The organism is Acinetobacter sp. NBRC 110496, assembly GCF_000876115.1.
Taxonomy (GTDB): Bacteria; Pseudomonadota; Gammaproteobacteria; order Pseudomonadales; family Moraxellaceae; genus Acinetobacter.
The window spans coordinates 22,668-48,991 of the sequence record NZ_BBTF01000031.1 but is presented as its reverse complement, the minus strand read 5'-3'; the positions used below and the strand labels follow the sequence as shown (position 1 = coordinate 48,991).

Annotated in this window: 19 protein-coding genes; 5 read left to right on the top strand and 14 right to left on the bottom strand. The window is 42.0% G+C overall.

The window, feature by feature from the left end; genetic code table 11:
* Positions 1 to 35 precede the first annotated feature (35 nt).
* On the top strand, positions 36 to 674 hold the full coding sequence (locus Aba26S_RS14355; RefSeq protein ID WP_005243330.1) for a DUF2238 domain-containing protein: 639 nt from the start codon (positions 36 to 38) through the stop codon (positions 672 to 674).
* Between the two features lie 20 nt (positions 675 to 694).
* Here the strand turns inward: Aba26S_RS14355 and blp2 are convergent, their stop codons facing one another.
* The 6 genes from blp2 to Aba26S_RS14325 form a co-directional block, all read right to left on the bottom strand.
* Positions 695 to 2,827, bottom strand: a complete 2,133-nt coding sequence (gene blp2 / locus Aba26S_RS14350; RefSeq protein ID WP_005243332.1) for an Ig-like repeat protein Blp2 — start codon at positions 2,825 to 2,827, stop codon at positions 695 to 697.
* A gap of 240 nt (positions 2,828 to 3,067) precedes the next feature.
* The gene (gene sohB, locus Aba26S_RS14345; protein WP_005243333.1) at positions 3,068 to 4,030 is read right to left on the bottom strand and encodes a protease SohB; all 963 of its coding nucleotides are present in this window, start codon (positions 4,028 to 4,030) and stop codon (positions 3,068 to 3,070) included.
* Between the two features lie 145 nt (positions 4,031 to 4,175).
* Positions 4,176 to 5,090, bottom strand: a complete 915-nt coding sequence (pstB, locus tag Aba26S_RS14340; RefSeq protein ID WP_005243335.1) for a phosphate ABC transporter ATP-binding protein PstB — start codon at positions 5,088 to 5,090, stop codon at positions 4,176 to 4,178.
* Between the two features lie 14 nt (positions 5,091 to 5,104).
* On the bottom strand, positions 5,105 to 6,499 hold the full coding sequence (gene pstA / locus Aba26S_RS14335; protein ID WP_005243337.1) for a phosphate ABC transporter permease PstA: 1,395 nt from the start codon (positions 6,497 to 6,499) through the stop codon (positions 5,105 to 5,107).
* A complete protein-coding gene (gene pstC, locus Aba26S_RS14330) occupies positions 6,496 to 7,875 on the bottom strand; it encodes a phosphate ABC transporter permease subunit PstC (protein WP_005243339.1) in 1,380 nt (459 codons plus the stop codon). The genes pstA and pstC overlap by 4 nt, the downstream gene beginning before the upstream one ends.
* A gap of 99 nt (positions 7,876 to 7,974) precedes the next feature.
* Positions 7,975 to 9,006: a substrate-binding domain-containing protein gene (locus Aba26S_RS14325; RefSeq protein ID WP_005243341.1), complete on the bottom strand. Its 1,032-nt coding sequence runs from the start codon at positions 9,004 to 9,006 to the stop codon at positions 7,975 to 7,977.
* 356 nt (positions 9,007 to 9,362) lie between these two features.
* Here Aba26S_RS14325 and Aba26S_RS14320 point away from each other — a divergent pair, with 356 nt between their 5' ends.
* Positions 9,363 to 9,803, top strand: coding sequence for an SRPBCC domain-containing protein (locus Aba26S_RS14320; protein ID WP_005243342.1), 441 nt, complete (start codon positions 9,363 to 9,365; stop codon positions 9,801 to 9,803).
* A 53-nt stretch (positions 9,804 to 9,856) separates the two neighbouring features.
* Here the strand turns inward: Aba26S_RS14320 and Aba26S_RS14315 are convergent, their stop codons facing one another.
* A complete protein-coding gene (locus tag Aba26S_RS14315) occupies positions 9,857 to 11,239 on the bottom strand; it encodes an amino acid permease (protein ID WP_005243343.1) in 1,383 nt (460 codons plus the stop codon).
* A 138-nt stretch (positions 11,240 to 11,377) separates the two neighbouring features.
* Positions 11,378 to 13,099, bottom strand: coding sequence for an alpha-keto acid decarboxylase family protein (locus Aba26S_RS14310; RefSeq protein ID WP_005243344.1), 1,722 nt, complete (start codon positions 13,097 to 13,099; stop codon positions 11,378 to 11,380).
* 135 nt (positions 13,100 to 13,234) lie between these two features.
* Between Aba26S_RS14310 and Aba26S_RS14305 the strand changes: the two genes are divergently transcribed.
* Entirely contained in the window at positions 13,235 to 13,720 is a 486-nt protein-coding gene (locus Aba26S_RS14305; protein WP_005243345.1) for an Lrp/AsnC family transcriptional regulator, read from the top strand.
* Between the two features lie 61 nt (positions 13,721 to 13,781).
* Here Aba26S_RS14305 and Aba26S_RS14300 read toward each other — a convergent pair whose 3' ends face one another.
* Positions 13,782 to 15,212, bottom strand: a complete 1,431-nt coding sequence (locus tag Aba26S_RS14300) for an aldehyde dehydrogenase family protein (protein WP_043972914.1) — start codon at positions 15,210 to 15,212, stop codon at positions 13,782 to 13,784.
* 425 nt (positions 15,213 to 15,637) lie between these two features.
* Here Aba26S_RS14300 and Aba26S_RS14295 point away from each other — a divergent pair, with 425 nt between their 5' ends.
* A complete protein-coding gene (locus Aba26S_RS14295) occupies positions 15,638 to 16,693 on the top strand; it encodes an aromatic ring-hydroxylating dioxygenase subunit alpha (protein WP_005243347.1) in 1,056 nt (351 codons plus the stop codon).
* 88 nt (positions 16,694 to 16,781) lie between these two features.
* On the opposite strand, the gene Aba26S_RS14290 is transcribed toward Aba26S_RS14295, so the two are convergent.
* Positions 16,782 to 18,314 carry an aspartate aminotransferase family protein gene (locus Aba26S_RS14290; RefSeq protein ID WP_005243348.1) on the bottom strand — a complete coding sequence of 511 codons (1,533 nt, stop codon included), beginning with the start codon at positions 18,312 to 18,314 and terminating at the stop codon, positions 16,782 to 16,784.
* Between the two features lie 3 nt (positions 18,315 to 18,317).
* On the bottom strand, positions 18,318 to 19,688 hold the full coding sequence (locus tag Aba26S_RS14285; RefSeq protein WP_004652118.1) for a diaminobutyrate--2-oxoglutarate transaminase: 1,371 nt from the start codon (positions 19,686 to 19,688) through the stop codon (positions 18,318 to 18,320).
* 465 nt (positions 19,689 to 20,153) lie between these two features.
* Here Aba26S_RS14285 and Aba26S_RS14280 point away from each other — a divergent pair, with 465 nt between their 5' ends.
* Positions 20,154 to 20,855 carry an SIMPL domain-containing protein gene (locus Aba26S_RS14280; protein WP_005243350.1) on the top strand — a complete coding sequence of 234 codons (702 nt, stop codon included), beginning with the start codon at positions 20,154 to 20,156 and terminating at the stop codon, positions 20,853 to 20,855.
* 137 nt (positions 20,856 to 20,992) lie between these two features.
* On the opposite strand, the gene Aba26S_RS14275 is transcribed toward Aba26S_RS14280, so the two are convergent.
* The 3 genes from Aba26S_RS14275 to Aba26S_RS14265 all read right to left on the bottom strand — a co-directional run bounded on the left by Aba26S_RS14275 (position 20,993) and on the right by Aba26S_RS14265 (position 26,218).
* On the bottom strand, positions 20,993 to 22,828 hold the full coding sequence (locus Aba26S_RS14275) for a long-chain-acyl-CoA synthetase (protein ID WP_005243352.1): 1,836 nt from the start codon (positions 22,826 to 22,828) through the stop codon (positions 20,993 to 20,995).
* A gap of 93 nt (positions 22,829 to 22,921) precedes the next feature.
* Positions 22,922 to 23,932 carry a carbon-nitrogen hydrolase family protein gene (locus Aba26S_RS14270; RefSeq protein WP_005243353.1) on the bottom strand — a complete coding sequence of 337 codons (1,011 nt, stop codon included), beginning with the start codon at positions 23,930 to 23,932 and terminating at the stop codon, positions 22,922 to 22,924.
* Positions 23,933 to 23,974: 42 nt separating this feature from the next.
* A complete protein-coding gene (locus Aba26S_RS14265; RefSeq protein ID WP_005243354.1) occupies positions 23,975 to 26,218 on the bottom strand; it encodes a fatty acid desaturase in 2,244 nt (747 codons plus the stop codon).
* Between the last annotated feature and the right edge of the window lie 106 nt (positions 26,219 to 26,324).

Genomic DNA, 26,324 nt, shown 5'->3' with positions numbered 1-26,324 from the left:
TAAATAATTTGCCTGACTGTAACTTAGGATACAGCATGATCGAAAAACAACTGGGGTTAAAACATTATCTTGCACTTGTAACTGTACTTCTGGCGGTTGCGATTGCAAGTATTCAGCCTCTTGAGTTTGAAGCCTATTTACTCCATCAAGCCGGTACCGTTTTGATGCTGATCATACTCATCATCGCGATGAAAAAGATTGGTCTCAGCTTTTATTGTTTTTGTCTCTACCTCGGCTTTCTTCTGATCCATATTTTGGGCGCGCACTACTTATATTCTTATGTCCCGTATAATGACTGGATTGGACAGATTTTTGATTTTGACTTGAATAAAAGTATGGGTTGGTCACGCAACATGTATGATCGGCTGGTTCATTTTGCGTATGGACTTCTGCTCTACCCTTTCTTTTACCGTGGCTTTCAAGTCTGGTTACCTTCAGCCAAATCATTGACCCTATTTTTACTTGTTATTCAATTTGTCATGGCATCCAGCATGTTTTATGAATTGATTGAATGGTGGATAGCAATCAGTTTGTCCCCTGAAGATGCTGAAAATTATAATGGTCAACAAGGCGATATTTGGGATGCACATAAAGATATGTTGCTTGCAACCATCGGGGCAATCTTGATGGGTAGCATCCAGCTACTCAAAGATAAAACGCTTATTCAAAAATAAGCGTTTCTATAGGACATCGGTTAAATAATGGAATGTTGCAGCACGGCCAGTTGATCCAGCGGATCCACCTTGACGGTTTGTGCATAATCAGAATGAACCAAAGCAGAATTACTTGTATTTGTTGTTACAGGCGTCACATTGTGGTTGCTAAGCAGTTGATCCAAAACGCTATCCAACTGATTTGATGTTTGAACTGAAGAAGGTAATAACTCATTCAAATTCGCTTTTTCAGTATTCATCACTGCAGTCTCTGGCAGATTACCGTGAAGCGAATTCAGATCAACCGTATCTGCCAAAGATGCTTTAGCAACGGGTGCCACCACATTAAAACTAAATGCATCACTGACTTCACTTATATTTCCCGCAGCATCAGTCAATGTTAAAGTAATTTTATGTGTCCCTAAACTTAAATCCTGATTAACATTAAAGCTCCATTTGCCATTATCTCCAACCGTTACAGTTCCAATTGGCTGACCATTATCATAGACCGTCAGTAGCGCCTTTGCTTCACCTATGCCTGATAAGGTTGGCTTTGTATCATCGGTATCACCACCAGCAACAATCGGGCCTTTTACTGGGCCAACGTCATCTGTCACCGTTTGTAGTATGGGTTTATTCGGTGCAATCGTGTCTTTTGTTCCAATAACATCAGTCGCATCAGAACGATTGCCGGCAGCGTCTATGATGTAAATTTTACCGATATTTTTATCGGTTAGCGCCGATGATAACGTAATCGTAAACTTTCCGTCTGCTCCCACCGTACCTGAACCATACAATGTTTTACCATCAGCACTTCTAATTTCAATCTTACTGTTTGCTTCTGCCGTTCCAGTCACAGTATCCCCAGCCGCATTGATTTCAGCAACAGCTTTATCAGGGGCAATGGTATCTTTTCCGGCTGTTATTTCAAGTGGCTTAGACTGATTGCCCGCAGCATCCTCTACAACAAGAGAAGCTTTTTGATCCGTCGTTAAGGCAGGTGAAAGTGTAATCTGAAATTTGCCTTGGGCATCTGCCGTTCCACTACCGATAATTTGTCCATCTGCATTTTTAATTTGTATTTTGCCATTGGCTTCTGTCCGCCCCTGAATAGAGTTCCCTTCTTTATTAACCTCAACTAGCGGTTGGTCTGGTGCTACAGTATCTTTTCCAGCAAAGACCTGAGAAGGTTTTGACTTGTTTCCGGCAGCATCTTCAGCAATAACGGTTCCGCCTTTTTCACTTGTTAATGCTGGTGACACATTGATTGAATATAAACCTTCTTTATTTGCGGTGACAGAGCCAAGGAGTTTACCGTCAGCATCATAAATGGATACTTTGGCATTTGCTTCTGCCTTACCTGTGACAATGGTACCGTCTGCATTGAGTTGTGCTGTTGGTGCGTCGGGTGCAATGGTATCTTTATTGCCTGTTACCACAGTTGCTTTCGAGACATTGCCTGCATTATCGACGGCAGTCACACTCACCTTTCCACCATTGACCAAAGGCTGATCCAATTTAACACTATAGTTTCCTTCTGCATCGGCTTGGCCAGTTGCAATCACTTTACCTACAGCGTCTCTAATTACAATTTTTGCTTGGGCTTCTGTTTTACCTGTAATCGTTTGAGTATCTGCACCTAAGTTTGCAGTTGGGGTAACTGGTGGTGTAATGTCAATTGGTTGCGTACTTTTGTTCTTGCCTGCATCATCATCTTTTACAGCCCATAGATACACACCTTCAGCGGCTAAGGCTGCCAGACCAACTTTGAGCAACTGTGATTTACTAATCCCCGATTCATCAGCAGCAGCCGAAGCAGATGCAGCTTGTGTCGTCATCGCTGTATGTTGAAGCTGAGTCGCTTGTGTCATCGTTGAATAACGCACAAACTTTCCTGAATCATCGAACTCCGCAACAGCATAAGTCCCATCACCTTTAGAAAGGGCCAAACTGTGCTCTGTGAGATTGGCTTCGTTATAAAAATCACTGACAATGATTTTCTCACCACTTTTTAGCGTAATAACAAGATCATTACCCTGTTTGACAATTGATTTAATATCACCCTGATTTACACCAATTTGCACAATTGAGGGCTGGTCTAATAGCACTTTTTGCAATTGCGCATCCTGTAAAACATTCGAGTTTTTCTTTGAAAAAACAACGACTCTTGTCATTATTATGCTCACTTATCAATTATATTTTTAAGTACTTTTTAGATTAATGAATAATTAAGTAATTCATCTTGCAGTTAAAATATCAAATGATCTGAATTGCCACAATCTCTTCGATCAAAAGTTTTGTCATGTTTGTTTAATTCACCAAACATTCAAATCCCAAGCATAAAATATACAGAAATTGATTCTGACTAAATAAAAAAACCAGCCCGATAGGACTGGTTTTTTAGCAAATTCGAATTAGAATTTTGGATCACGCATTTGTACCAGTGTACTGTTGGCTTTAGCTAAGCTATCTGTAATTTTACCCATGACAGCAGGAATCAAGTTCTCAGCCATTTGAGCCGCCTGTAAACCTAGTTTTTCACCCAAAGTTGGACGTTTACGCGTATTAATCACATAAATATCATGCTTGCCAAGCAAGCTTAATAAATACTCATCAGAGGTTTGCAGTTTGTCCACCAAATTCAACTCACGTGCATCCTCACCATACCAGTGTTCACCCGTTGCCACTTTTGCAACGTCCAACTGCGGACGATATTTTTCAACGAAGTGTTTAAATAGTGAATGTGTCTGCTGTAACTCTTCTTCAAACTTCGCTTTACCTTCTGGGGTATTTTCACCGAACATGGTCACAGTACGTTTATACTCACCAGCCGTGTAAAGTTCAAAATCGACATTATGCTGCTTGAGCAAACGATTGAAGTTTGGTACTTGTGCAACCACACCAATCGACCCAACAACTGCGAAAGGCGCAGAAATGATTTCATTGGCGATACATGCCATCATATAACCGCCACTTGCCGCCACTTTATCTACACAAATAGTGACATGGAACCCTGCGTCACGTAAGCGCACCAACTGAGCTGCAGCCAGACCATAGCCATGCACCATACCGCCTGGGCTTTCCAGACGAACCACAACACGGTCATGCCCTGCTTTCGCAGTTGCCAAAATCAAAGTAATTTCTTCACGAATGGTATCAACAGCGGAAGCCTGTACATCGCCCTTAAAATCGAGGACATAAATTTTTTGATCATTCTTTTTACGAACTTTCGCTTCTTTCGCTAATTGTTGAACCAGCTGTAATAACTCCAGACGAGATGCTGTAGTTTGCGCAATTTTTTTTCTTTGTTCATTCACACGCGCATTTAAATGACTAATACGTATTTCAGCAGGAAATTTAGGTAAATGGAATAACATAAAGTATGTGCTCTATAAGTTCGGCATTATTTACCTAAGATGTGGTCTGCTCAATAAAAATTCAATAGCGATTTTGCAAAATAGACTCATTTTCATCGCTATAACAAAAAAGGGCCCGCAGGCCCTTTGATTGATCTGATCCAGATTAACCAAAACGCCCTGTAATATAAGCTTCAGTTAACTGATGATCTGGTTGAGTAAATACTTTTTCAGTCGAGTTCACTTCAATCAAGTCACCCAAATGGAAATAAGCAGTACGGTCAGAGACACGCGCCGCTTGTTGCATTGAGTGCGTTACAATTGCAATCGTAAATTGTTCTGACAACTCAGAAATCAACTCTTCAATTTTTGCTGTTGCAATTGGATCAAGTGCCGAACATGGTTCATCCATCAAGATCACTTCCGGGCTCACGGCAATGGTACGCGCAATACATAACCGCTGTTGCTGACCACCTGACAAACCTGTACCTGGCTGGCTTAAACGATCTTTAACCTCATCCCATAAGCCTGCTTTACGCAAGCTATTTTCCACGATTTCTTCTAAATCATATTTATCACGTGCTAGGCCATGCAATTTAGGGCCATAAGCAACATTGTCAAAAATAGACTTTGGAAATGGATTTGGCTTTTGGAACACCATGCCCACTTGAGCACGCAGCAACACCACATCAAGGTTTGGATCATAGATATCTTGATTATCTAAAGTGACCTTACCCGTCACGCGACAGCTATCAATAGTGTCATTCATACGATTCAAGGTACGCAAGAATGTCGATTTACCACAACCTGATGGACCAATGAAAGCAATCACTTCATTTTGGTAGACATCTAGGTCAATCCCTTTAATCGCTTCAGAATCACCATAGTAAACATGAACATCTTTGGTACTGATTTTCACTTCACTGGTTTTTGGCTTTTTATTCGAAGCAGCCGTTTCGAACTGAGAAACAAATGCCGTGTTCGATTGCTGAACTTGCCCTTCAGGTGAAGTAAATTCTGTTTGCTGTGGATTCACTGATTTATCCTTTTCTACGGCGTTCATAATATCAATCGTATTCATTGTACTCTCCTCTATTACCAACGCACTTCAAATTTCTTACGGAGCCAAATAGCAAGGCCGTTTAAACCAATCATGAGTGCAAGTAATACAATAATCGCTGCTGCGGTACGTCCTTCAAAGAAGTTACGCAATTCATTACCTTGCCATAAATAAATTTGTACAGGTAAGGCCGTTGCTTGATCCAGCGGTGTGGCAGGGATATTGGCAACAAATGCACTCATCCCAATTAACAGTAATGGTGCTGTTTCACCCAAAGCTTGAGCGACACCAATAATTGCCCCAGTTAAAATACCTGGCAATGCTAATGGCAAGACATGATGGAAAATGGTTTGTACTTTTGATGCCCCAAGACCAAGTGCGGCTTGACGAATCGATGGCGGTACGGCTTTTAATGAGGCGCGTGTGGTAATAATCACAGTAGGCAAGGTCATTAAGCTAAGCACCAGCCCCCCCACCAATGGTGCAGATAGCGGTAAATGCATCCAGCCAATAAAGATAGCAGCACCTAACAAACCAAATACAATCGAAGGAACCGCAGCCAAGTTGTTAATGTTAACTTCAATGATATCGGTCATCATATTCTTGGGTGCAAATTCTTCAAGATAGATTGCACTCGCAACACCAATTGGAATCGAAATGGCAATAACAATGAGCATCATGAATAACGAACCCATGAAAGCACCAGCCAAACCACTTGTTGCTGGCGAACTTCGTGAGTCTGGACTGACAAATAAATTGGTATTAAAAGTACTCTTGATGATTCCTTCTGCTTTCAATTTATCTGCGAGTTGACGTACCTCAGGTTCAAGTTGCTGCTGATCATCTGGCAATGAACGATCAATATTGCCTGCTAACCAAACATCCACATTGGCATCAGCCAAGAATTTGATCTCTTGCTTACTGCCAACTAAAGCTGGATTTTTCAATACCATATCACGTAAACGATAGGCCTCAGAACTGGTATATAAACTGCCCAAATAATCGCGCTGAGATTCTAAAGTTTTATCTTTCGCCACCATACCATTGACGATTAAAGCATCCCAGTCCACCATCCCCATCTCAGTTTGCCAAGCCACAAAACGCTCTTCGAAATGTGCAGGTGTTTCACCTGGCGTTGGTTTTGGTTTTGCACCAGCATTGATAATGGCTGGGTCAAAATAGATAGGTACCGTAATACTGTTTTGCCAAAAGGCAGGTAAACCTTTACTTAAAATACTACTGAAGAGTAAAGCAACAAAGGCTAGACCAATCACAACTGCGGAGAAACCCGCAAAACGAAATGTTTTTTCACGGCGATGACGCTTGGCTAAAGAGCTTTGAATTTTTCTTTTGCGCTGTTCACGTTGTTCAGCAGCCACTTGTGGATCTAAGCTATTCGGATCCAGAGAAGTTGTATTTGATGAACTCATTCGTATTGCTCACGATATTTACGCACGATGTACAGTGCAATAATGTTTAAACCCAACGTGATGACAAACAACGTCAGACCAAGGGCAAATGCCACCAGTGCTTGTGGGCTGGCAAAATCAGTATCGCCAGTTAACTGGTTCACAATCGTCACTGTAACCGTAGAAACTGCTTCTAATGGATTAACGTGTAGTAATGGGCTATTTCCGGCAGCGAGTACCACAATCATGGTTTCACCGATTGCACGGGATGCCGCTAATAAAAATGCGCCAACAATCCCGGGTAATGCGGCAGGTAAAACTACCTGACGAATCGTTTCTGATTTTGTTGCCCCTAAGCCCAGTGAACCATCACGTAACGCACGAGGAACTTGCGTAATAATGTCGTCAGACAGTGATGAGACAAACGGGATAATCATAATCCCCATCACAAAACCTGCGGTGAGTGCACTGGTTGCATTAATATGTAATCCAACATGCTCCCCCAGCATTTTGAAGAATGGACCAATAATCATCAGTGCAAATACACCATAGACGATAGTTGGAATACCCGCCAACACTTCAATCGCAGGTTTAGCCCAAGAACGTAAACTTGATGATGCATATTCAGCCAAGTAGATTGCAATCATTAAGCCAATCGGCACGGCCACAAGTAAGGCTATACCACTCACCATCAAGGTGCCCCAAATTAAGGGTAAAATGCCATAACTGCCTTCTGCATTGCCTGATGTACTGAAACCTGGATTCCATTCAGTCCCGAAAAAGAAATCAAATGGACTAACAAAACGGAAAAAATGCAAAGCTTCATTCAACATTGATAAAACGATTCCGATCGTTGTCAAAATCGCAACACCAGAACACAGGATTAAGCCGACATTAATGGCTTTTTCAACTTGATTACGTGCACGGAATTGCTGGCTCACATGACGTTTTGCCCAGACCAAACCTGCAAGAGCTGCACTGATCACCACTGCGATCTTTGCAAAAGAACCAATCGTTTGAAATTTTGCCAGTTGTTGTGCTGCTACAATCTCATAAGCTGCAGGCTGGTCAGTCACCCCAAAACCAGATGCAATTGCCTTTACTCGACTGGTCAAGACATCGCGCCCTGCACCATCCAGAGTCGAACTTACAGAAGCTGGGATATTATTGAAAATAATATGTTGTAAAACGCTCGGTTCTACCAAGTTCCAAATGATCAAAATTAAAAAAGCAGGAACACCACACCACAAAGCAACCAATGTCCCATAATAACCAGGGCGAGAATGTAGTGCTGCTGAGTTATTTCCCTTACCTGCTAGGTTACGGCTTTTGCTCAGCCCGATTTGATATGCAATGGCCACAAGGGCTAATAACACACCGATAAGTAGCAGATTCATGTAATCTCCACTGTTTTCTCAATTTTCATGATTTGAAAAAACTTAGCTAGACAAAAAGGCTGATGAACCTAAGTCTCACCAGCCTCCCTTTTAACAATGTTACTTAACTGATTTACCGGCTTTGAAATCAGCAAGGATTTTGGCACGCTCTTTGTCGCTTAAAGGAATCAAGCCCGCTTTTTCTAACTTAGAACCTTTACCAGAAATTTTCTTGTTCAAGAAGAATTCTGCATATTGAGATAAGCCCTTGATCGATTTCAAATGTTCGCCTTTTACATAGAAAAATAACGGGCGAGAAACGAGATAGCTACCATCCAGTACAGTTTTCTCAGACGGTGTTACACCGTTCACTGTTGCTACACGTAACTTATCACGGTTTGAATCATAGAAACCTAAACCAAACACGCCCACCGCACTTGGAGAAGTTTTTAAGCGAGCAAGTGTTTCAGTATAGTCACCTGAAATTTCAATCACACGACCGTCTTTACGGAAGTTAGAGCATGCTTTCTTTTGCTCTTCTTTATCCAGGTTTTTAAAGTAATCAAATGATTCACAACCCGCATCGATCATTTTTTCTTGGAATACTTCACGAGTACCATGGTTTGATGCAGGAATAACCAAAGTAATTGGTTCATTTGGTAGTGATTTGTCGATTTGGTTCCAAGTGGTATATGGGTTTGGAACTAATTTACCATTTGAAGGTAATTGTGCTGCCAATGCAGTGAATACATGAACAGGTTTTAGTTTATATGCCGCTTTTTTTACATTTGAAGCGAATACAATCCCGTCGTAACCTACTTTGATTTCTTGTACTTGGTTTACGCCAGATTTTTTACACGCATCAAGCTCTGTATCTTTAATTTTACGCGAAGCATTTGCGATGTCGATGGTGTTATCGCCCACACCTTGACAGAATTGTTTCAAACCACCACCTGTACCGCCTGAGCCAACAACAGGTGCTTTAAACTGAGGGAAAGTATTGCCAAACTCTTCAGCAACAATACTTGCAAAAGGTAATACAGTAGATGAACCAGCAATTTGAATCGTTTCACGAGCTGCATTTGCAGTCGTTACAACAGTTGCCCCTGATACAGCTAATGCAATTGCGATGTGACGTGGATTTAAGCGCATTCTATTTTCTCTCATTTATGCAATTTGGTTTACAACTCTTTTCAAGTTAAGTGTTGTACTTTGGTTAACTGCATTTTGAGCAGATAATATGACAATTAAGTGACAACTTTATGACGCTTTTGTGATAGCCATTTTTCACAATTAGCTTTTGGCAAGTTATTCGTCACAAATGCTTGTTTTTCACTCCACTTTTGCAGTAAAGATGTTTTAGAGTCATTTAAAACAGATGATTAACAATTGATTTTATTGATAAATATAAAACTTAACATATATCTTTCTTCACAGAAAGCACCTTAATAACTGTGACTAGTTTATATATGTTTTATGACAATTCTCTATAAAAAAGGACAGCTACAATGCTAAATCCTGTCACAATTGAAACACAAATGCTGATTCGTAAACCCACCACCCAAGTTTTTACAGCCTTTATTAACCCTGAAATCACGTCAAAATTCTGGTTCAGTGCATCGACTGGTAAATGGCAAGGTGTTGAATGGACATGGAAAAAATATCAGCTTTCAACACCCATCTTTGTGAGGAAAATCATTAGCAATGAATTGATTCAGATTCAGTGGGGTGAACCGAGCAGTACCGTAGACTTTATCTTTGAAGCGATCAATGACGATCAAACCTATCTCAGAATTCAAAATTATAATATCCCCTTACAAGGTGATGAGCTGATTGCCTTTATTATTGATAATACTGGTGGCTTCACTACTGTCGTAGATAGCTTGAAAGCCTATTTAGAACATGGGATTCAACTCAATCTAGTTCAGGACAAGTTTCCACCCTTCTAGATCGATACAACATCGATGCAATAAAAAAGGCACATAACTGTGCCTTTTATGATTTATAAATTGGATTGCACTTCAGGTAAAACGACTATTTTTTTACGGTATTTAAAGAAATACATCGCTGCCAGAATCGCGAGCCAGATCGGACCAAGAATCACAGCCAAGCGCATATCAGGTGTCATGGCCATAATAATCAGAATGAAACAGACAAAGCCAATGGTGAGATAATTACTCCATGGGCTCAAGATGCTTTTAAACTTGGTTTGATGCTGCTTGAGTCGCATGGCCTTGCTAAATTTTAAATGCGTGACAGAAATCATTAACCAGTTGATCACCAGTGCTGCAACCACCAACATCATAAATAACTGAAATGCTTGACCTGGAATAAGATAGTTCACAACCACACAGATCGCTGTAATCGAAGCAGAAACTAGAGCCGCAGGCACTGGAATACCACGCGCATTGACTTTTTTCAGTATGGCAGGCGCATTACCCTGCTCAGCCAAACCGTGCAGCATACGACTATTACAATAAATACAGCTGTTATACACAGACACTGCAGCAATCAGCACCACAAAATTCAGCACATTGGCAACACCATTACTGTTCAGCGACTGGAAGATCAACACAAATGGGCTACCCCCTTCCGCTACCATATTCCACGGATAAAGGCATAGAAGAATCCCGATTGCACCAATATAAAAGATTAAAATGCGGTACACGATCTGATTGACTGCTTTCGGAATAGTGGTTTCAGGTTTTTTGGTTTCTGCTGCTGCAATCCCAATCAGCTCAAGTCCACCAAAAGCAAACATGATCACCGCCAGTGCCATAATAAAGCCATGCGTACCATGTGGGAAAAAGCCACCATGCTGCCATAAATTGGCAATACCAGCTTGAGGACCAGCCGAGCCGGAAAGCAATAGATAAGCACCAAAGCCAATCATACTTAAAATCGCAACAATCTTGATACAGGAAAACAGAAACTCAGACTCACCAAAGAATCTAACGTTCACCAGATTAATTCCGTTAATCAAGATAAAGAAAATCAAGGCAGTCAGCCATGTGGGCACATCTGGCCACCAAAACTGAATAAAGGTACCAATCGCACTCAACTCTGCCATACTGACCAATACATACAGCACCCAATAATTCCAGCCTGACATAAAACCAGCCATTCTGCCCCAGTACTTGTTGGCAAAATAACTAAAGGAACCACTGACAGGCTCTTCCACCACCATTTCGCCTAAATGGCGCATAATTAAAAACGCAATCACGCCTGCAATCGCATAACCTAATAAAATAGACGGTCCTGCCAGTTTGATGGTTTGGGAAAGACCTAGGAACAGCCCCGTCCCAATCGCACCGCCGAGCGCAATCAGTTGAATATGTCGATTGGACAGTCCTTGTTTTAACTCATGTGTATGATTTGCATCCATCAATTTATCTCCAATGTGTGTGTCACATCCTGTACACCTTTTTATGCAGCGCTGAATCCGAAGCTCAACATCGAACTTCGAATCAGATGCGCTCTCTTATGAATTTATAAATTTGAAGATTTTTCACTTTCCTTCAGATCAGAAGGAAATCGCTTTTTTACACGGCAATGCTTGGGCGCGTTGCTTTAATATTTCATAACCGCGATCACCATAATCAAAACGCGCAATCACCGACGCAAATTTTTTCAAGCTGGATGGGGCATCCATGGCAGGTAGTTTGAGTTCAATAAAGCTCATTCCGTCGAACTGATGCATATTGTCCAAGACCTGCTTTAACTGCCCTACGGTTTCTACGACACAACTTTTATAGTCTTGACTGCCATTAAACACCCGAGGAATCTCAGTATAATTCCAGTCCTGGATATCGTTATAAGCCGCATTTTCCCCCATGATTAAACGCTCAATGGTATAGCCGCCATTATTGAGTAAGAAGATAATCGGCTTTAATCCATGACGAATAATGGTCGAAAGCTCCTGCACAGTGAGCTGAAATGAGCCATCCCCCATAAATAGAATTTGACGGCGTTCAGGTGCCGCGAGCAAGCTACCCAACAAAGCAGGCAAGGTATAACCGATAGAGCCCCAAAGTGGTTGAGCAATATATTTTGCCGTTGCAGGTAACTTTAGCCCAGACAAGGCAGAGTTAGATGTCCCCACCTCACCAATAATCACATCATCTTCTTTTAGAAAACGTTCAACATAGTGCCAAAGGATGTCTTGACTGAGTTTTTGCTGTTCTGGCACATCTAGGGTCTGTTGTACTTGCTTCTCCAACATCGGCTGAGCTAACTTCCGTGGAGCAACTTTTTTATTCAGCTCCACCAGCAGTTGTCCGATTTCAATACCTGGAAAATCCTGCCCGAAAATCGTCAAACTATAAGGTCTGATTTCAATATAGTTTTCAGGGGCGATTTGATGGGTAAATACTCCTGTTCCGACATCGCTGAAACGGACACCGACACCAATCAGACAGTCGGATTGCTCAATGGTATGACGTACATGCGGCTGACTTGCGCCACCGACATAAGTGCCTACATAACGGGCTGAACCTTCATCCATAATATTCTTAGCGGTCAGCATACTGGCAAAAGGGATCGCACATTTTTGTGATAAATCACTAAGCAACGAAGTCACCCCAAAAACCGAAGCTTCATTATCAATCAGTAGCGCTGGACGTTTGGCTTGTGCAATCACTTCGCACAGTTTGCTCACCGCACTTTGCAACAACTCTGGCTCAACCGTTGGATAAGATAAATCGAGTGAACGTTCTGTAAGCTCAATTTTGACGTGCGTGATATCTGATGCCAATTGGATATGTACAGGACGACGTTCTAGAAAACATTGACGTAACACCCGATCAATTTCAGAGACGGCATTGGCTGGTGTCAGGCGCGTTTGGGCAACGGTAAACTCTTTCATGCAGTTCATGATGTTGTCATAGTTACCATCGATCAGGGTGTGATGGACTAAGGTCCCCTTTTGAACGACATGCAGAGGTGGAGTCCCTGAAATATGTACTACAGGCACATTTTCAGCATAAGCGCCTGCAATACCATTCATCGCACTTAAATCACCGACCCCATAGGTCGTGGTCAAAGCAGCAAAACCATTGATTCGTGCATATCCGTCAGCTGCATAAGCCGCATTTAATTCATTACAGTTACCGATAAATTCAAGTTCGGCATCGGCCTCAACTTGTTCGAGATAAGAAAGGTTAAAATCACCAGGTACGCCAAACAGATGCTGGATACCCATTTGTTTGAGACGAAGATTTAAAAAATCACCGATTTCTATGAACATTGCTTTATATCCTTTCAAGTCAATTTTTTATTCCATAGAAAAATAATATTTCATCTACCTGTTAAATTTCGTGCATAATAAAAACGCATTTTAATAAAAATACAATATTTGTGTATCATAAAAGGATTTTATGCAATGGATAAGTTCGACTGGCAAATCATTCAGGCCCTACAAAAGAATGGACGGCTCACCAATCAGGAAGTTGGAGATTTAATCGGTTTATCTGCTTCACAATGCTCTAGAAGAAGACAACTGCTTGAACAAAAAGGCGTGATTTTGGGCTATGCAGCACGCATTCATCAACAAGCCTTAGGCTTTGAGGTGACGGCTATGATTCATATTAATTTAAGGATCCACGAAGCAAAATCACAACAAGCTTTTCAGGATTTAATCGAAGCAGAAGACCATATTCAAGATGCTTTTTCAATCAGTGGCGATGCCGATTTTATCTTAAAAGTCGTTGCAGAAAATCTGGAACAATTGTCCCAGTTCGTCACGGAACGGTTATTGTCTTATGGCTTTATCGGGCATATAAAATCTTACATTGTGTTAAAAAAAATAAAAGAACAGAATCACTTCCTTAGCAAATCCAAAAATCATAACTATCATCCAGCCACTTAAACCAAGTGATTGAACAAAATAAAAAAGGCGGATATCACATCCGCCTTAAAAATAAGCTCAGTTAAAGTTTATTGATGTGTAGTGTTTGCCCAACGGTATTCTCCAACAAGCCTTCTATACCAAATTCGGCACCGACACCAGACATTTTCCAACCACCAAAAGGTGCATGAGGTACAATTTCAGCATGGGTATTGATCCAGACTGTGCCGCACTGTAATTGTGAAGCATAAAACTCTGCAGCATCTAGATTAGAAGACCAAATTGAACCGCCCAACCCGAATTCACTGGCATTCGCGCGTGCGATCGCATCATCAATGCTGGTATATTTTAGAATCGGCAACACTGGGCCAAACTGCTCTTCTTGTACGACGCGGCATGTTTCATCCAGTCCTGTGAGAATAGTCGGTGCAATAAAATAGCCCTGTTCAGGTAATGCTTGATCACCCGATAAAGCATTCGCTCCCTGTACAATCGCATCAGTGATCAAGGCTTTGACTTTCTGGTATTGCAACTGGTTTTGCACTGGCCCGAAGGTCGTTTCAGATGCCATGCCATCACCGACAACCTGCGCATTGGCAATATCAGCCAGTTTTTGTGCCAAAGCCTCATATTGGCTTTCATGTACATATAAACGTTTTAAGGCTGCGCAGGTTTGTCCAGCATTTAAGAATGCGACGTTAAAAATTCGATTGGCAATTTGGTCAAGATCGGCATCAGGTAAAACAATTCCTGCATCGTTGCCACCCAGTTCTAAGGTCAGGTGCTTTAAGGTTTTTACGGCTCCAGACATAATGTGCTGACCCGTCTTGGTCGAACCTGTAAAAACAACTTTCTGGACATCAGGATGGCTCGACAAAGCCTCACCAATATCACCTTTACCTACCACGATTGAAATCACGCCCGCGGGCACTTCTTGCTGGATGATTTCGCACAGTTTCAAAGTCGCTAATGGGGTAAATTCAGACGGCTTATTAATCACCACATTACCCGCACGCAAAGCAGGCATAATATGCCATACCGCAATCATCAGCGGCCAGTTCCACGGCGTGATTGAAGCCACCACACCCAAGGGCTGATAATGGCGTTCAATTCGCTTCTGTTCGCTGTCTTCAATAACATCAACTGGCAGCTCTAGACTTGCGGTATAACGTGTCCAGCCAATTGCACCCTGTACTTCCATTTGAGCCAACGCCAATGGTTTGCCCTGCTCGAGTACAATCAGTTCAGCCAAAGTTTCAGCATGTTGCTCAATCCCATCCGCAATCTTATTCAGTATGGTTTTACGTTCCTGATGGGAACTGTGTTGCCAAGATTTAAATGCTTGTTTTGCTGCATCGATGCTCTGATTCACTTGCGCAATCGAAGCTTGTGCACATTGTGCTGCAACTGCACCTGTCGCAGGATTGATAATCTCAAGTTCGCCTGCTTCACCCAGACAAGATTGACCGTTAATAATGAGTTTAAATGGGTTTTGCATATTCAAGTGTTGCATACCTTGTTCCTTCTATTCATTGTAATCATGATTTTTGCCTTATCTAACCTACGCGGTTGCAAGTACAAAATGGATGACATCTATCCATCAAAATATTGAGCATCTATCACTACAATATGGAATTTGTGCATCACAGTTTATGCATAATTATTTCTGATTGAGATTTAAAATGCACATTTTGTGCATAACAGCGACATTTTTCTACTGAGTTATTATAAAAAAGCATCGTATTAACTCTGGACAGAATCTATCTAAACAGCAAGTCAAATGCTCTTCCTTCTACAATGCCAGTTTCAGGCATTGCATCAAAAATTTCAGCCCAGCTTCTGCGTTCTAAAAGTTACGACACTTCATTCAATTAATTGAAATTTCTTAGAACAGCTGGCTTCGTTATATTCAATACAAATAAGCCAGAAGATAACAAGATGAATAGCAAAGTGATCACAAGCTTTAATCCTATAGATTTGCCCGTACATATGACGTTTTCAGAGCACGATTGGCAACTGCTTGCTCAGCACTGGTACCCCATCGCGCTTGCCCGTGATATTTCGGAACAGCCAACAGCAGCCATGTTGCTGGATATGCCATTGGTGATTTACAAAATGGCAGATGAACTGATTGTTGCAAAAGATATTTGTCCGCATCGCGGTGTGCCCCTCAGCTTAGGCCATAATGACGGTCAGGGCATCGTGTGTCGCTATCACGGATTACGCTTTGGGCATGAGGGAAAATGCAATCGCATTCCAGCACATCCACAGCATAAAATCTCTGAGCGCTTTCATCTCACCACCTATGCCGCCACTGAAAGGTATGGACTGATCTGGTGTTGCTTAGCTGCTCGCCCTGATGAGGAAGCGGTTATCCCCAACATGCCCTACTGGGAAGATTCAGACTACCAACAACTGGTATGTCCATTTGTCAATTTAAATTGCTTTGCGGGTCGCCAGTTAGAAGGGTTTATTGATGTCGCCCATTTTGCTTGGGTACATCCTGATACTTTTGGCGACCCTGACGATGTTGAAGTGCCAGACTATCACACCACAGAAACCAGTTATGGATTCAGTGCGGATTATGTCAGCAGTGTCGGTCGCTATCCGATCGGGACAGCGCAACGCGGGCAAGACAATTTTAACTGGCTCAGACATTTTGAAATCAGCCTGCCTTTTACGGCAACACTGACCATCCATTTCCCAAATCAAACTAAACAGGTCATCATGAATGCCGCTTCTCCCGTAAGTGCGCGACAAACTCGCCTATTTGCACCCATCTGCCGTAATTATGATAAAGATTTACCTGTTGAGGATGCCTATGCATTCAATTTACAGATTTTTGAAGAAGATCGCCTGATTGTCGAAACCCAGAAACCTGAATATCTCCCCCTGGATTTATCGATGGAAGCACACTTCCCCGCTGACCGTAGCTCAAGTATGTATCGTCGACTGCTAAGAAAAATGGGATTCAATCCAATTTTTGCGGCCTAGTCCATGCTTAAATTTAATCTTAAAATGCAATAAAAAAGAGGCCCCGAACGGACCTCTTTTTTATTTTGATGGATGTGCCAGACTGAAATTAATCAATCGCTGGAACATAAGTTCCCGCAGCAATTGCATCTTTAATACGATCAGCTTCAGCAAGCACAAGTGCAAGCAAGTTTTGAACGTTTTCAAGCGTTGCAACTGGGCTTAAAGTCGTCATTTTCAATGATTGAACATTACCTACTTTGGTTACACCAATATTCGCTTCACCACGAGCAAATAATTCATCTGCCACGTTTTGGTTTAAGCTATCGATGAACTCAGTAGGATAAGATTCTGGTACCACACGGAACAGGACTGAAGCGAATTGTGGTTCAACCAACAATTCAAGACCTGCAGTTGCTTTAATATAATCTGCAACTTCACGTGTTAATTTCACACCATGATCAATCATGGAACCATAAAGCTCTTCGCCTAATGCTTCAACCGTCATCCATAATTTCAATGCATCAAAACGACGTGTCGTTTGTAATGATTTAGACACAAGGTTAGGTACACCATGTTCTTCATCATAAGCAGAGTTTAGATATTCTGCTTCATAATGCATAAAGCGATAGTTTGCTTCGTCTTTCAACAAGAAAGCACCACAGCTAATGCTTTGGAAATAATGCTTATGGAAATCAAGCGTGATTGAGTCTGATAATTCAATACCATCTAACATTGCACGATGGTCATTTGAAAGAATCAGTGCACCGCCCCAAGCTGCATCGATATGCATCCATGAACCATATTTAGTGGTAATTTCACGGATTGTCTTGAGTGGATCAATCGCACCAGCATCTGTCGTACCCGCGGTTGCAACAACACAGGCTACGATTTTGCCTTCAGACTGAAGATGTGCCATGGTTTTTTCCAGTGCATCAACATCCATCTGTGCATTTTCATTCACAGGAACAGTGACAACAGACTGGAAGCCCATTCCCATCATGGCCATGTTCTTTTGCACAGAGAAATGTGCATTTTCAGAACAGATGACTTTGACGTTCTTCATCGCTTCTGCTGGGATACCATCGCGCTGAACCGACCATGGCTTGCCATTTTCGTCTTTCCAGTTTTTCGAGATACACCAGTCACGCGCCAGCAATACACCCATCAAGTTTGACTGTGTACCACCAGAAGTGAACACACCTGCTTGACCTGCACCATAACCCACTTTTTGACGAAGCCAATCAATGAGTTGTACTTCCATCAAAGAACCCGCTGGGCTTTGATCCCATGAGTCCATTGATTGGTTGGTTGCATTGATCAACACTTCCGCAATCTGGCTCATCACCATGGTTGGGCAGTGTAAGTGTGCAAGTGAATGTGGGTGATGTACTTTTAAGCTTTTGTTGAGAAAAAGCTCAACCATACGTTGTAATGATTGCTGTACACCTAAACCTTGTTTTGAAGGAGCAAAAGAAATTGCTTCGCGCAAATCTTTAATGCTGCCACCCGTGTACATTTTATCATTTTGCAACCATGCTGAAACGGCCGTTACCGCCTCGCCCATTGCTGACTGATAGTCAGCAATGGATTGAGCATCATTGCAGAGTAACGCTTTACGATGTTCTGCAAAATCAACCATGAATTAGCCTCGTACTGCTTTCAATGCTTCAGCAACAGCTTTCTTGAAGCGAGCAACCGCTTCTACGCACTCTTCTTGATTGATAATCAATGGGCAAAGTAAACGAATTACAGTACCGTTACGACCACCTTTTTCAAGCAATAATTTATTGTTGAAACAAGCCGTCTGGATCGCAGCAGCCAATTGAGCATCCGCAGGTAATGAACCCATATGGTCCGCAGGTTTACGCTCGTCAACGATCTCAACACCGATCATCAAACCACGACCACGTACGTTACCAATACATGGGAATTCTTGCGCAAGTTTCTTGAACTCGGCTTGTAAGAAATCACCACGCTCTTGCGCATTTTGAGCAAGGTTTTGTTCTTTGATCACTTGAAGTGATGCTAAACCTGTACCCATCGCAAGTTGGTTACCACGGAAAGTTCCCGTGTGACCTGCAGGCTGCCAAGCATCAAACTTGCGTTTAATACCCAATACTGCAAGTGGTAAGCTACCACCTACCGCTTTAGACATCACCACAACATCAGGCTCGATTCCTGCATGTTCAAAGGCAAACATTTTACCTGAACGTGCAAAACCAGCTTGAACTTCGTCCAAAATTAAAACGATGTTGTGCTTTTCAGTCACTTCACGGATTTTTTGCAACCATTTTACTGGTGCAGTAACAACACCACCTTCACCTTGAATCGCTTCAAGGATCACAGCTGCAGGCTTGGTGACACCACTTTCAACATCTTCAATGAAGTTTTCAAAGAAGTAAGTTAAAGCGTCAACACCTGCTTCCCCACCTAAACCAAGTGGGCAACGATATTCATGTGGGTATGGCATAAATTGCACGCCTGGCATTAAGCCATTCACCGCATTCTTGGCTGACAAGTTACCTGTCATTGCAAGTGCGCCGTGCGTCATACCATGGTAGCCACCAGAGAAACTAATCACTGTGCTACGACCCGTATAAGTTTTCGCTAATTTAATCGCTGCTTCTGTACCATCTGCACCAGATGGACCACAGAACTGTAGGCAATATTCTTCTTGACCACCTGGCAAATAAGCCAAAAGCGCTTCAGTAAACGCATCTTTTAAAGGAGTCGTTAAGTCTAAAGTATGCAATGGCAAACCACTTGCCAATGTGTCTTGAATACTTTGAATCACCGCAGGATGATTATGGCCCAAAGCCAATGTTCCTGCCCCAGCTAAACAATCAAGGTACTCTGTACCTTCAACATCAGTAACCCAACAGCCTTGTGCTTTTGCTATCGCTAACGGTAATTTACGTGGATAACTACGAACATTCGATTCCATCTGACTTTGGCGAGTCAGATAATATTCGTTAGTTGCATTAGCGGCAGGATTTACGGAAGTAACGCTCATATCGAATTACCATCTCTGATATGGGTAAAAGAAATAAGTCTGGTGACTTGCGGTCGTTTGACTCGGTGCTTTTTAGAATCTAGTGCAGACACTTGTTTATATCTTTCAACTAGGAGCGAGATGATACCTAATTTTGAAATAAAATAAACACTTTTTCTGTCTTAGCTGCATCTAAACGTATTGAAAAGATGTCTCATTCCAATCGTTATGATGAATTATCATCATACTATGTGACAAGCTAAAGAAAGTAAGCTTTTTTTAATCCTGCCTGCGTTTTTAGATAAATGGTCAAATCAATACATATAATCCTTTCATTTATAATAGTTTTTGTTTTATTTTTTAGTTGCAAAACACTGCTAATCCCTTACAAAGTCACCACAAAATATGCTGAAGTTCACCATCAGTTCTTTTTAATATCGAACGAGTAAAAATAATTTTTCGATACCCAATTCTAAGGACATTTTTATGCGTACTTTAGCACTTGCTACATTAATGATCGGGGCAGCATTAAGCCCAAACCTTTTTGCTCACGAGACTGAGAATTTGAACTACAACATCGTTAATATCCAGGCGGATGCCTCACGCCAAGTCGCCAATGATGAAATGCGTGCCGTATTATTTATTGAGAAAAGTAACAAACAACCTGCAGAGCTCTCTAGCCAGATCAACCAACTGATGAATCAGGCGCAAGCGATTGCCCGTAAATATCCACAAGTTAAAGTCGAAACAGGTGCACAAAGTACCTACCCGGTGTACGACAATGACAGCAATAAATTGAAAGAGTGGCGTGCTCGTGCTGAAATCCAGCTGGAAAGCAAAGACTTTAAAGCAGCAAGTCAGTTGATCAGCGAGTTGCAACAGAGTTTCCAAACTCAATCGGTTAACTTCACTGTCTCTGATGAACAGCGTAAAAAAGTTGAAAATGAACTCATGATTGAAGCATCGAAAAACTTCCAACAACGTGCTCAAGCCATTACCCAAGCATGGAATAAAGGCCAATATAATCTTGTGAGTTTAAACTTGAATACCAGCAATTATTTCCCGCAACCAATGATGCGTGGTGGCATGGCCAAGTTTGCAATGGCTGAAGCTGCACCAGCACAGGACATGGCTGCAGGTGAATCAAAAATCACGGTCAGTGCCAATGGTTCAATCCAGTTTAAATAAGTCAATATGGGTCGAGGGCGTAGTAGCGTATACGCCCTCTAAAATTGCGTGAGCAATATTTAATTTTTATCCAACGCTTCCAATTAGAAATAAATTGGTTGTTCTAAAGTTGAGTCTTATTGAATAACTAAAAAATATTAAAAACGATAGTCACCCTGATGAATTGCATCATAGATTACATGATCTATAGGGGAAAAATGGAGAGCTTTGGGCAATAGCACAAACAATCTATCATTGCCCACTTTTTCAGGATTAAAAGCCTCTTGTTTTAAACTATGCTTCTGATATTTAAATGTTGCCGTCGTTTCCACATTTTGCCGAATACGAACAAAAAGTGGGACCGCATAGTTCGGCAAATTGTCTTTTAAATGGTTTAACAGCACGCTTAATTTTATCTTGTCGATAGCAGATCCGCCTGCGAGTGTAATTGCGACCATCCCTGCGCGCCCATTCGTCCCCGCGATTTCAACACCATAGACCACTGCATCTTGCACAAATGGCAAACTGCTAATGATATTTTCAACTTCTGTTGTTGAGACATTTTCACCTTTCCAGCGAAAGGTATCCCCGGTACGATCGACAAATTGCGTATGACGGAAACCAATATTCTTGACCAGATCTCCTGTATTAAAGTAACAATCACCCTGTTTAAATACATCTGTAAGCATAGAACTCTGACTTTTACTGGCATCTGTGTAACCATCAAAAGGGGTTCTTTTGGTAATTTTACCAATCAACAGACCTGTCTCATTACGTTTAACACGAATTAAATGGCCTTGTTGATTGCGTAGCGGTTCGCCAGCCACCTCATCATATTTCACCACAGCATAAGGCATAGGTGAAAAGCCCATGGTATTATCAAAATTGAAAACATTGCTAAAACCAATGTTTCCCTCAGATGAGGCATAGAACTCCATCACCTGTTGCACACCAAAACGTTGCTTAAACTCCATCCAGATATTAGGACGTAAACCATTACCAATCATTTTAGTCAGTCGATGATTACTATCATATGCTGATGGGGGTGTCTCCAATAAATATCGGCATAACTCCCCAACATAACCAAAAGCAGTTGCCTGAAACGCAGAAATATCTTTCCAGAACGCAGAAGCCGAAAACTTACGCCGCAACGCAATGCCGGAATAACCAGCCAAAGCCGCCCCCCAACAGACCACCATCCCCGTTGCATGATAAAGCGGCAATGTAACATAAATAATATCGTCTTTATCAAGTTGCAAGGTATATCCGAAACCACCATAAGCTTTCATAAAACGGGCATGATTAAATATCGCAGCCTTTGGTAAACCTGTTGTCCCCGAAGTATAAATCAGAAATAAACCATCACTGCCACAAATACTATTGGTCGTAGCAGGGTTATGTTTTGCAGAATTTCTAATCAAATGCATCAAGTTTTGTGTATTTTCAGGTTCACAACCCACGTCAATACGAGTATCCGCATCCGCTACCCAATAGATTGCAGCCTGTGTCAATTCAATATTGTGTTGTGACTGAGCCAGTACTTCATACATTTCCTGCCCAACAATTGCTGCTCTTGGCTTAACCAGATTAATACTGTGTTCAAGTACTCGACCACTTTGTGAAGTATTAATCAGTGCAGCAACGCCCCCTATTTTGGCCAAACCCGCAACCAAAACCAATAATTCAGGCCGGTTTTCCATTAGAACAGCAACGACATCCCCTTTACGAAAACCCTGTGCCTTAAAATAGTTGGCAATCTGATTAGCCCAAGCATTAAACTCCTGATAGCTCAGTTTTACATCTTGATAAAGCACTGCCGTACCTTGAGGGTTTTTCTTGGCTGCCTTTTCTACAGCCCAGCCTAAACCAGTCTTGGACTTGGCATTGCTATTTTGAGTAATCAATAAGCCCTGCAACATTTTTGGCAGCTTCCTAGCAATAAATGGCAGCTGATAGGCAAAACGGTTTAGAGAAATGTAATTGGTCTTGCTCATGTTCTAACTCGATATTCTACAGATAGTAAAATGCCATTTGCTGAAATGACATCATTCAAAAGAAATGCATATAGATGCTGATGACGGGATTTGTTATAAACAACCATGTTCTGAATCTATGAAATTTGGCAAATCATGTGACTTCAACGATTGCCAAGGAAATCTCCCGAGTCGATGGCGTAATCGGTAAGAAACAGTTCCATGTAAATTTGTTGCAAGCCATCCGATTTGGCTTAATGGCGTTATTTTAAAAATCCAATATTGATCACGAATGGGATCAATAGGTTTTGGCATATCGATAGAAACATCAGCAGCAACGTGGCCTTCGCCATCATCGTAACCAAGTCTTACTAATATTTTCCCTGAAGAATCACATATCTGAGACTCACCAATCATTTCAGTTTGCCAGTTGACTACAGGCAGTAAAGGGGTATTGCATTGAATTTTTCCCACATGCGCAGCATGCGCCACGGGTACGCCAGTCAACCTAGCCACTTGTCCTGGTAATTGACGTTGTTGCTCGCGATACAACGCATGTTCCGCTCTCAAGAGGCGGCCTAGCGGGCCGTACCAATTCAAGGGCATTGACCACCAACACATACCACCAAGCACCAGTTGTACCTTTTCATTGCGCACACGGGCAGCTGTCCCCATACGGGCCCACTCCCAACCAGACATAAGGCCAACTTTGCAACCTAAGCTTTGGCATTCCACGACACCATTATCTTTGCCACCAATATAAAAGTTTTGCTCCCAGGCCGTAGGAATATCCTTGTCATGCAGATGCACGACCCCATTGGGTTCAGCTAACAGATAAGTGCCATACGTATGCTTCCCCCGAATCGAGAGGAAACCACCAGCCAGAACTACACCTAGTTCTCTTGCCAAATTTCTCATCAATTGAAATGGGCGGCCATCAATTGGCTGTGGCGTGGTTCGCAAGATAGGCGAATAAACATTAGGTGAAGTAAAAGCCTCAGGAACAACGATAATCTCGGGTGCATGTTCACGATTGGCGTCGCGAATTAAAGCCTCAACTCGTTTCAGATTCGCATCAACCTCACCCAGCAATAAAGATGGCTGAATTACTGCAATTTTCGTCATGCATTTTTCTCATCTAAGCGATTATCCATAATGTGCTTACACTTACACATCCAAAACCAGTCTGTCAGAGCGTGGCAGGCTGTTACAGGTAGTAATACGTGTATCAGGGCTAGCCTTATGCTCATCGAGGTGGGTCAAGCCTTCAAGTTTGTTACATACACACGCACGACACAGTCCTCTTTCACAGCCTGAGGCAATGTGAACCCCAGCTTGCCGAGCTGCTTCTAGTAAAGTTGTACCGCCATCGACAATAATCTCTACATCACTTCGCGCAAACCAAATGACATGGTCTTTGCCATCGGTCGGGTGCTCTACACTCGGTGCGGTAAAACTTTCAGTATGAAACTGTGTTTCAGGCAAACCCAAGTCTAATAGCATGGATTTTGACGCGGCGATGAATCCTGGCGGGGCACAAACATAGACTTCACGTTGCGTGATATCTGGCACCAGTGTTGAGAGCAGTTCAGGGCTTAATTTAGCCTGCTGCATCTGTCCCCGATGTGCATCTTCCGAATTGAGCGCATCACAGATAAACTGTACGTCAAACCCTGATGCATCAGCAATTTCACGTAGTTCATGTTCAAAAATAATTGAGCTTTCATTGCGGTTGAAGTACAACAATGTCCCTCGACTATCCGGCGCCTCGCGATGTGCTTTACGCAACATACTGATGATCGGGGTAATGCCCACACCACCCGCCAAAAACAATGATTGTTGTGGCACTTCTTTCATAATAAAATCGGGTGATGATTGCGGTGTACCGACGACAATCATTGTCGAATTGGTCTTGATGTGGCCATTGATATAGTTTGAAACCCGACCATCCGCAACGCGTTTAACGGTAATTTCCAGGCTATTCCCAGCATCAATACTGTCTTTTAATAAGCTATATTGGCGAACAAGCGATTGACCATCGACCTCGACACGGACTGAAATAAATGCGCCAGCTTCCCATGTCACCTCATCCCAGCCCAAAGGCTTTTGCAGATGTATTTTAAGGGCTTGTCCCTCAGCCTGTGGATAGGCCGCTACCACTTTAACTGGCACATTATAAAACGATGCTTTTTGTAAATAGGTCATGCTGTCGGGTTGTTTATAGCGAGTACCATAAGCAATGCGACGCAGCAGTTCCATCGGTTTTTTTAGAATTTTTGTCGGCTTCCCTTGTTCAAGTTCACCAGTTGGCAAAGTGAGTTTAAAAATATTTTTAATCATATAAGGAACAACCGTTTCAAACGGTGTCACGTTATAGGGCAGCCCATATTTTAAACAAAGCTGTTTAACCAGCGGTTGAATTTCACGTTGGCGATTACAGGGTAAATCGGGAAATAAATGGTGCTCCAGATGAGTATTTAAGCCGCCATAAAATACGTCAAATGGTGGCGGGTGATCAAACTTCACTTCTTCCGCAAGCAGTTTTTTAAAATAATTATCTAGGTCGGCATACGGCGTAAAATTACTGGTTGCTAAAATTTGACGACGGAAATATTCCTCTTCCGACTCATCACCAGGGTCACTAAATAATTCGACATTCGGGGCATGATGTTCCAGCAATAAAACTGCGGTAGTCAGAAAGTAGCCCAGTACCGTACTCGCATAATTCCCTGCAAAGGTCGGCAACACTCGCTTAGGGGAGACAGAAAGCGGTTCTTTTATAAAATTTTTTAAAGCATGTTGCTGAATAAGTTTAAACGATTGGGCTAAAGTCTCTTTACTTAACACACGACGCCCTTCTGTACGTGCAGCCGATGTTCCCGTGACAAAGGTAAAATAATAACTTGGTGTTAAAGCTATCGACCAGAGTAATGGAAATTGAATAATATTATGCCCATACCAACTCTGACCAGGTTTTAAACGCAGAAATGAATAGCCTATATCATGGTCTTTACCAACAATATTGGTAAAAGGATGATGATTTTGATGGTGCATCACACGCCATTCATGCGGATCTGCAACAATCTCCCACACCCAGCGCGCAGAATGGAATTCACCACAATTTGGCAAATGGTCATAACTACCATGCATAATGTTATGACCCAGTTCAGAAAACTCTAATAAGATATGCAACGCACCCAATACTGAGCCTCGCAGTACAGCATTGGGTTTTCCACCTTGTTGAATCAGCTTATCACTACGCGCTTTAATTGCTTTTGAATACGCAGCAACATTTCTGATATGAGCTAAATCTTCATCACCAACTTTTGCTTTAGTTGTATCATATAAAGCCTTTAACTCAAGGGCTAAACTTTGATTATTACTAGAGCCATCGTTGTGTGTGGCTAACATTTGCAACCTTCCAATCTAACTTGACAACATGGTCAAAGATATAAAGGATTGCATCACAAAAGAATGACTTTATAATAGAAAACATGACATTTCGTGACATAAGTAT

What these genes read in the sequence shown, in the direction of transcription:
- Aba26S_RS14355 (WP_005243330.1), top strand. Translation starts at nt 36, where the DNA reads ATGATCGAAAAACAACTGGGGTTAAAACATTATCTTGCACTTGTAACT.
- blp2 (WP_005243332.1), bottom strand. Translation starts at nt 2,827, where the DNA reads ATGACAAGAGTCGTTGTTTTTTCAAAGAAAAACTCGAATGTTTTACAG.
- sohB (WP_005243333.1), bottom strand. Translation starts at nt 4,030, where the DNA reads ATGTTATTCCATTTACCTAAATTTCCTGCTGAAATACGTATTAGTCAT.
- pstB (WP_005243335.1), bottom strand. Translation starts at nt 5,090, where the DNA reads ATGAATACGATTGATATTATGAACGCCGTAGAAAAGGATAAATCAGTG.
- pstA (WP_005243337.1), bottom strand. Translation starts at nt 6,499, where the DNA reads ATGAGTTCATCAAATACAACTTCTCTGGATCCGAATAGCTTAGATCCA.
- pstC (WP_005243339.1), bottom strand. Translation starts at nt 7,875, where the DNA reads ATGAATCTGCTACTTATCGGTGTGTTATTAGCCCTTGTGGCCATTGCA.
- Aba26S_RS14325 (WP_005243341.1), bottom strand. Translation starts at nt 9,006, where the DNA reads ATGCGCTTAAATCCACGTCACATCGCAATTGCATTAGCTGTATCAGGG.
- Aba26S_RS14320 (WP_005243342.1), top strand. Translation starts at nt 9,363, where the DNA reads ATGCTAAATCCTGTCACAATTGAAACACAAATGCTGATTCGTAAACCC.
- Aba26S_RS14315 (WP_005243343.1), bottom strand. Translation starts at nt 11,239, where the DNA reads ATGGATGCAAATCATACACATGAGTTAAAACAAGGACTGTCCAATCGA.
- Aba26S_RS14310 (WP_005243344.1), bottom strand. Translation starts at nt 13,099, where the DNA reads ATGTTCATAGAAATCGGTGATTTTTTAAATCTTCGTCTCAAACAAATG.
- Aba26S_RS14305 (WP_005243345.1), top strand. Translation starts at nt 13,235, where the DNA reads ATGGATAAGTTCGACTGGCAAATCATTCAGGCCCTACAAAAGAATGGA.
- Aba26S_RS14300 (WP_043972914.1), bottom strand. Translation starts at nt 15,212, where the DNA reads ATGCAACACTTGAATATGCAAAACCCATTTAAACTCATTATTAACGGT.
- Aba26S_RS14295 (WP_005243347.1), top strand. Translation starts at nt 15,638, where the DNA reads ATGAATAGCAAAGTGATCACAAGCTTTAATCCTATAGATTTGCCCGTA.
- Aba26S_RS14290 (WP_005243348.1), bottom strand. Translation starts at nt 18,314, where the DNA reads ATGGTTGATTTTGCAGAACATCGTAAAGCGTTACTCTGCAATGATGCT.
- Aba26S_RS14285 (WP_004652118.1), bottom strand. Translation starts at nt 19,688, where the DNA reads ATGAGCGTTACTTCCGTAAATCCTGCCGCTAATGCAACTAACGAATAT.
- Aba26S_RS14280 (WP_005243350.1), top strand. Translation starts at nt 20,154, where the DNA reads ATGCGTACTTTAGCACTTGCTACATTAATGATCGGGGCAGCATTAAGC.
- Aba26S_RS14275 (WP_005243352.1), bottom strand. Translation starts at nt 22,828, where the DNA reads ATGAGCAAGACCAATTACATTTCTCTAAACCGTTTTGCCTATCAGCTG.
- Aba26S_RS14270 (WP_005243353.1), bottom strand. Translation starts at nt 23,932, where the DNA reads ATGACGAAAATTGCAGTAATTCAGCCATCTTTATTGCTGGGTGAGGTT.
- Aba26S_RS14265 (WP_005243354.1), bottom strand. Translation starts at nt 26,218, where the DNA reads ATGTTAGCCACACACAACGATGGCTCTAGTAATAATCAAAGTTTAGCC.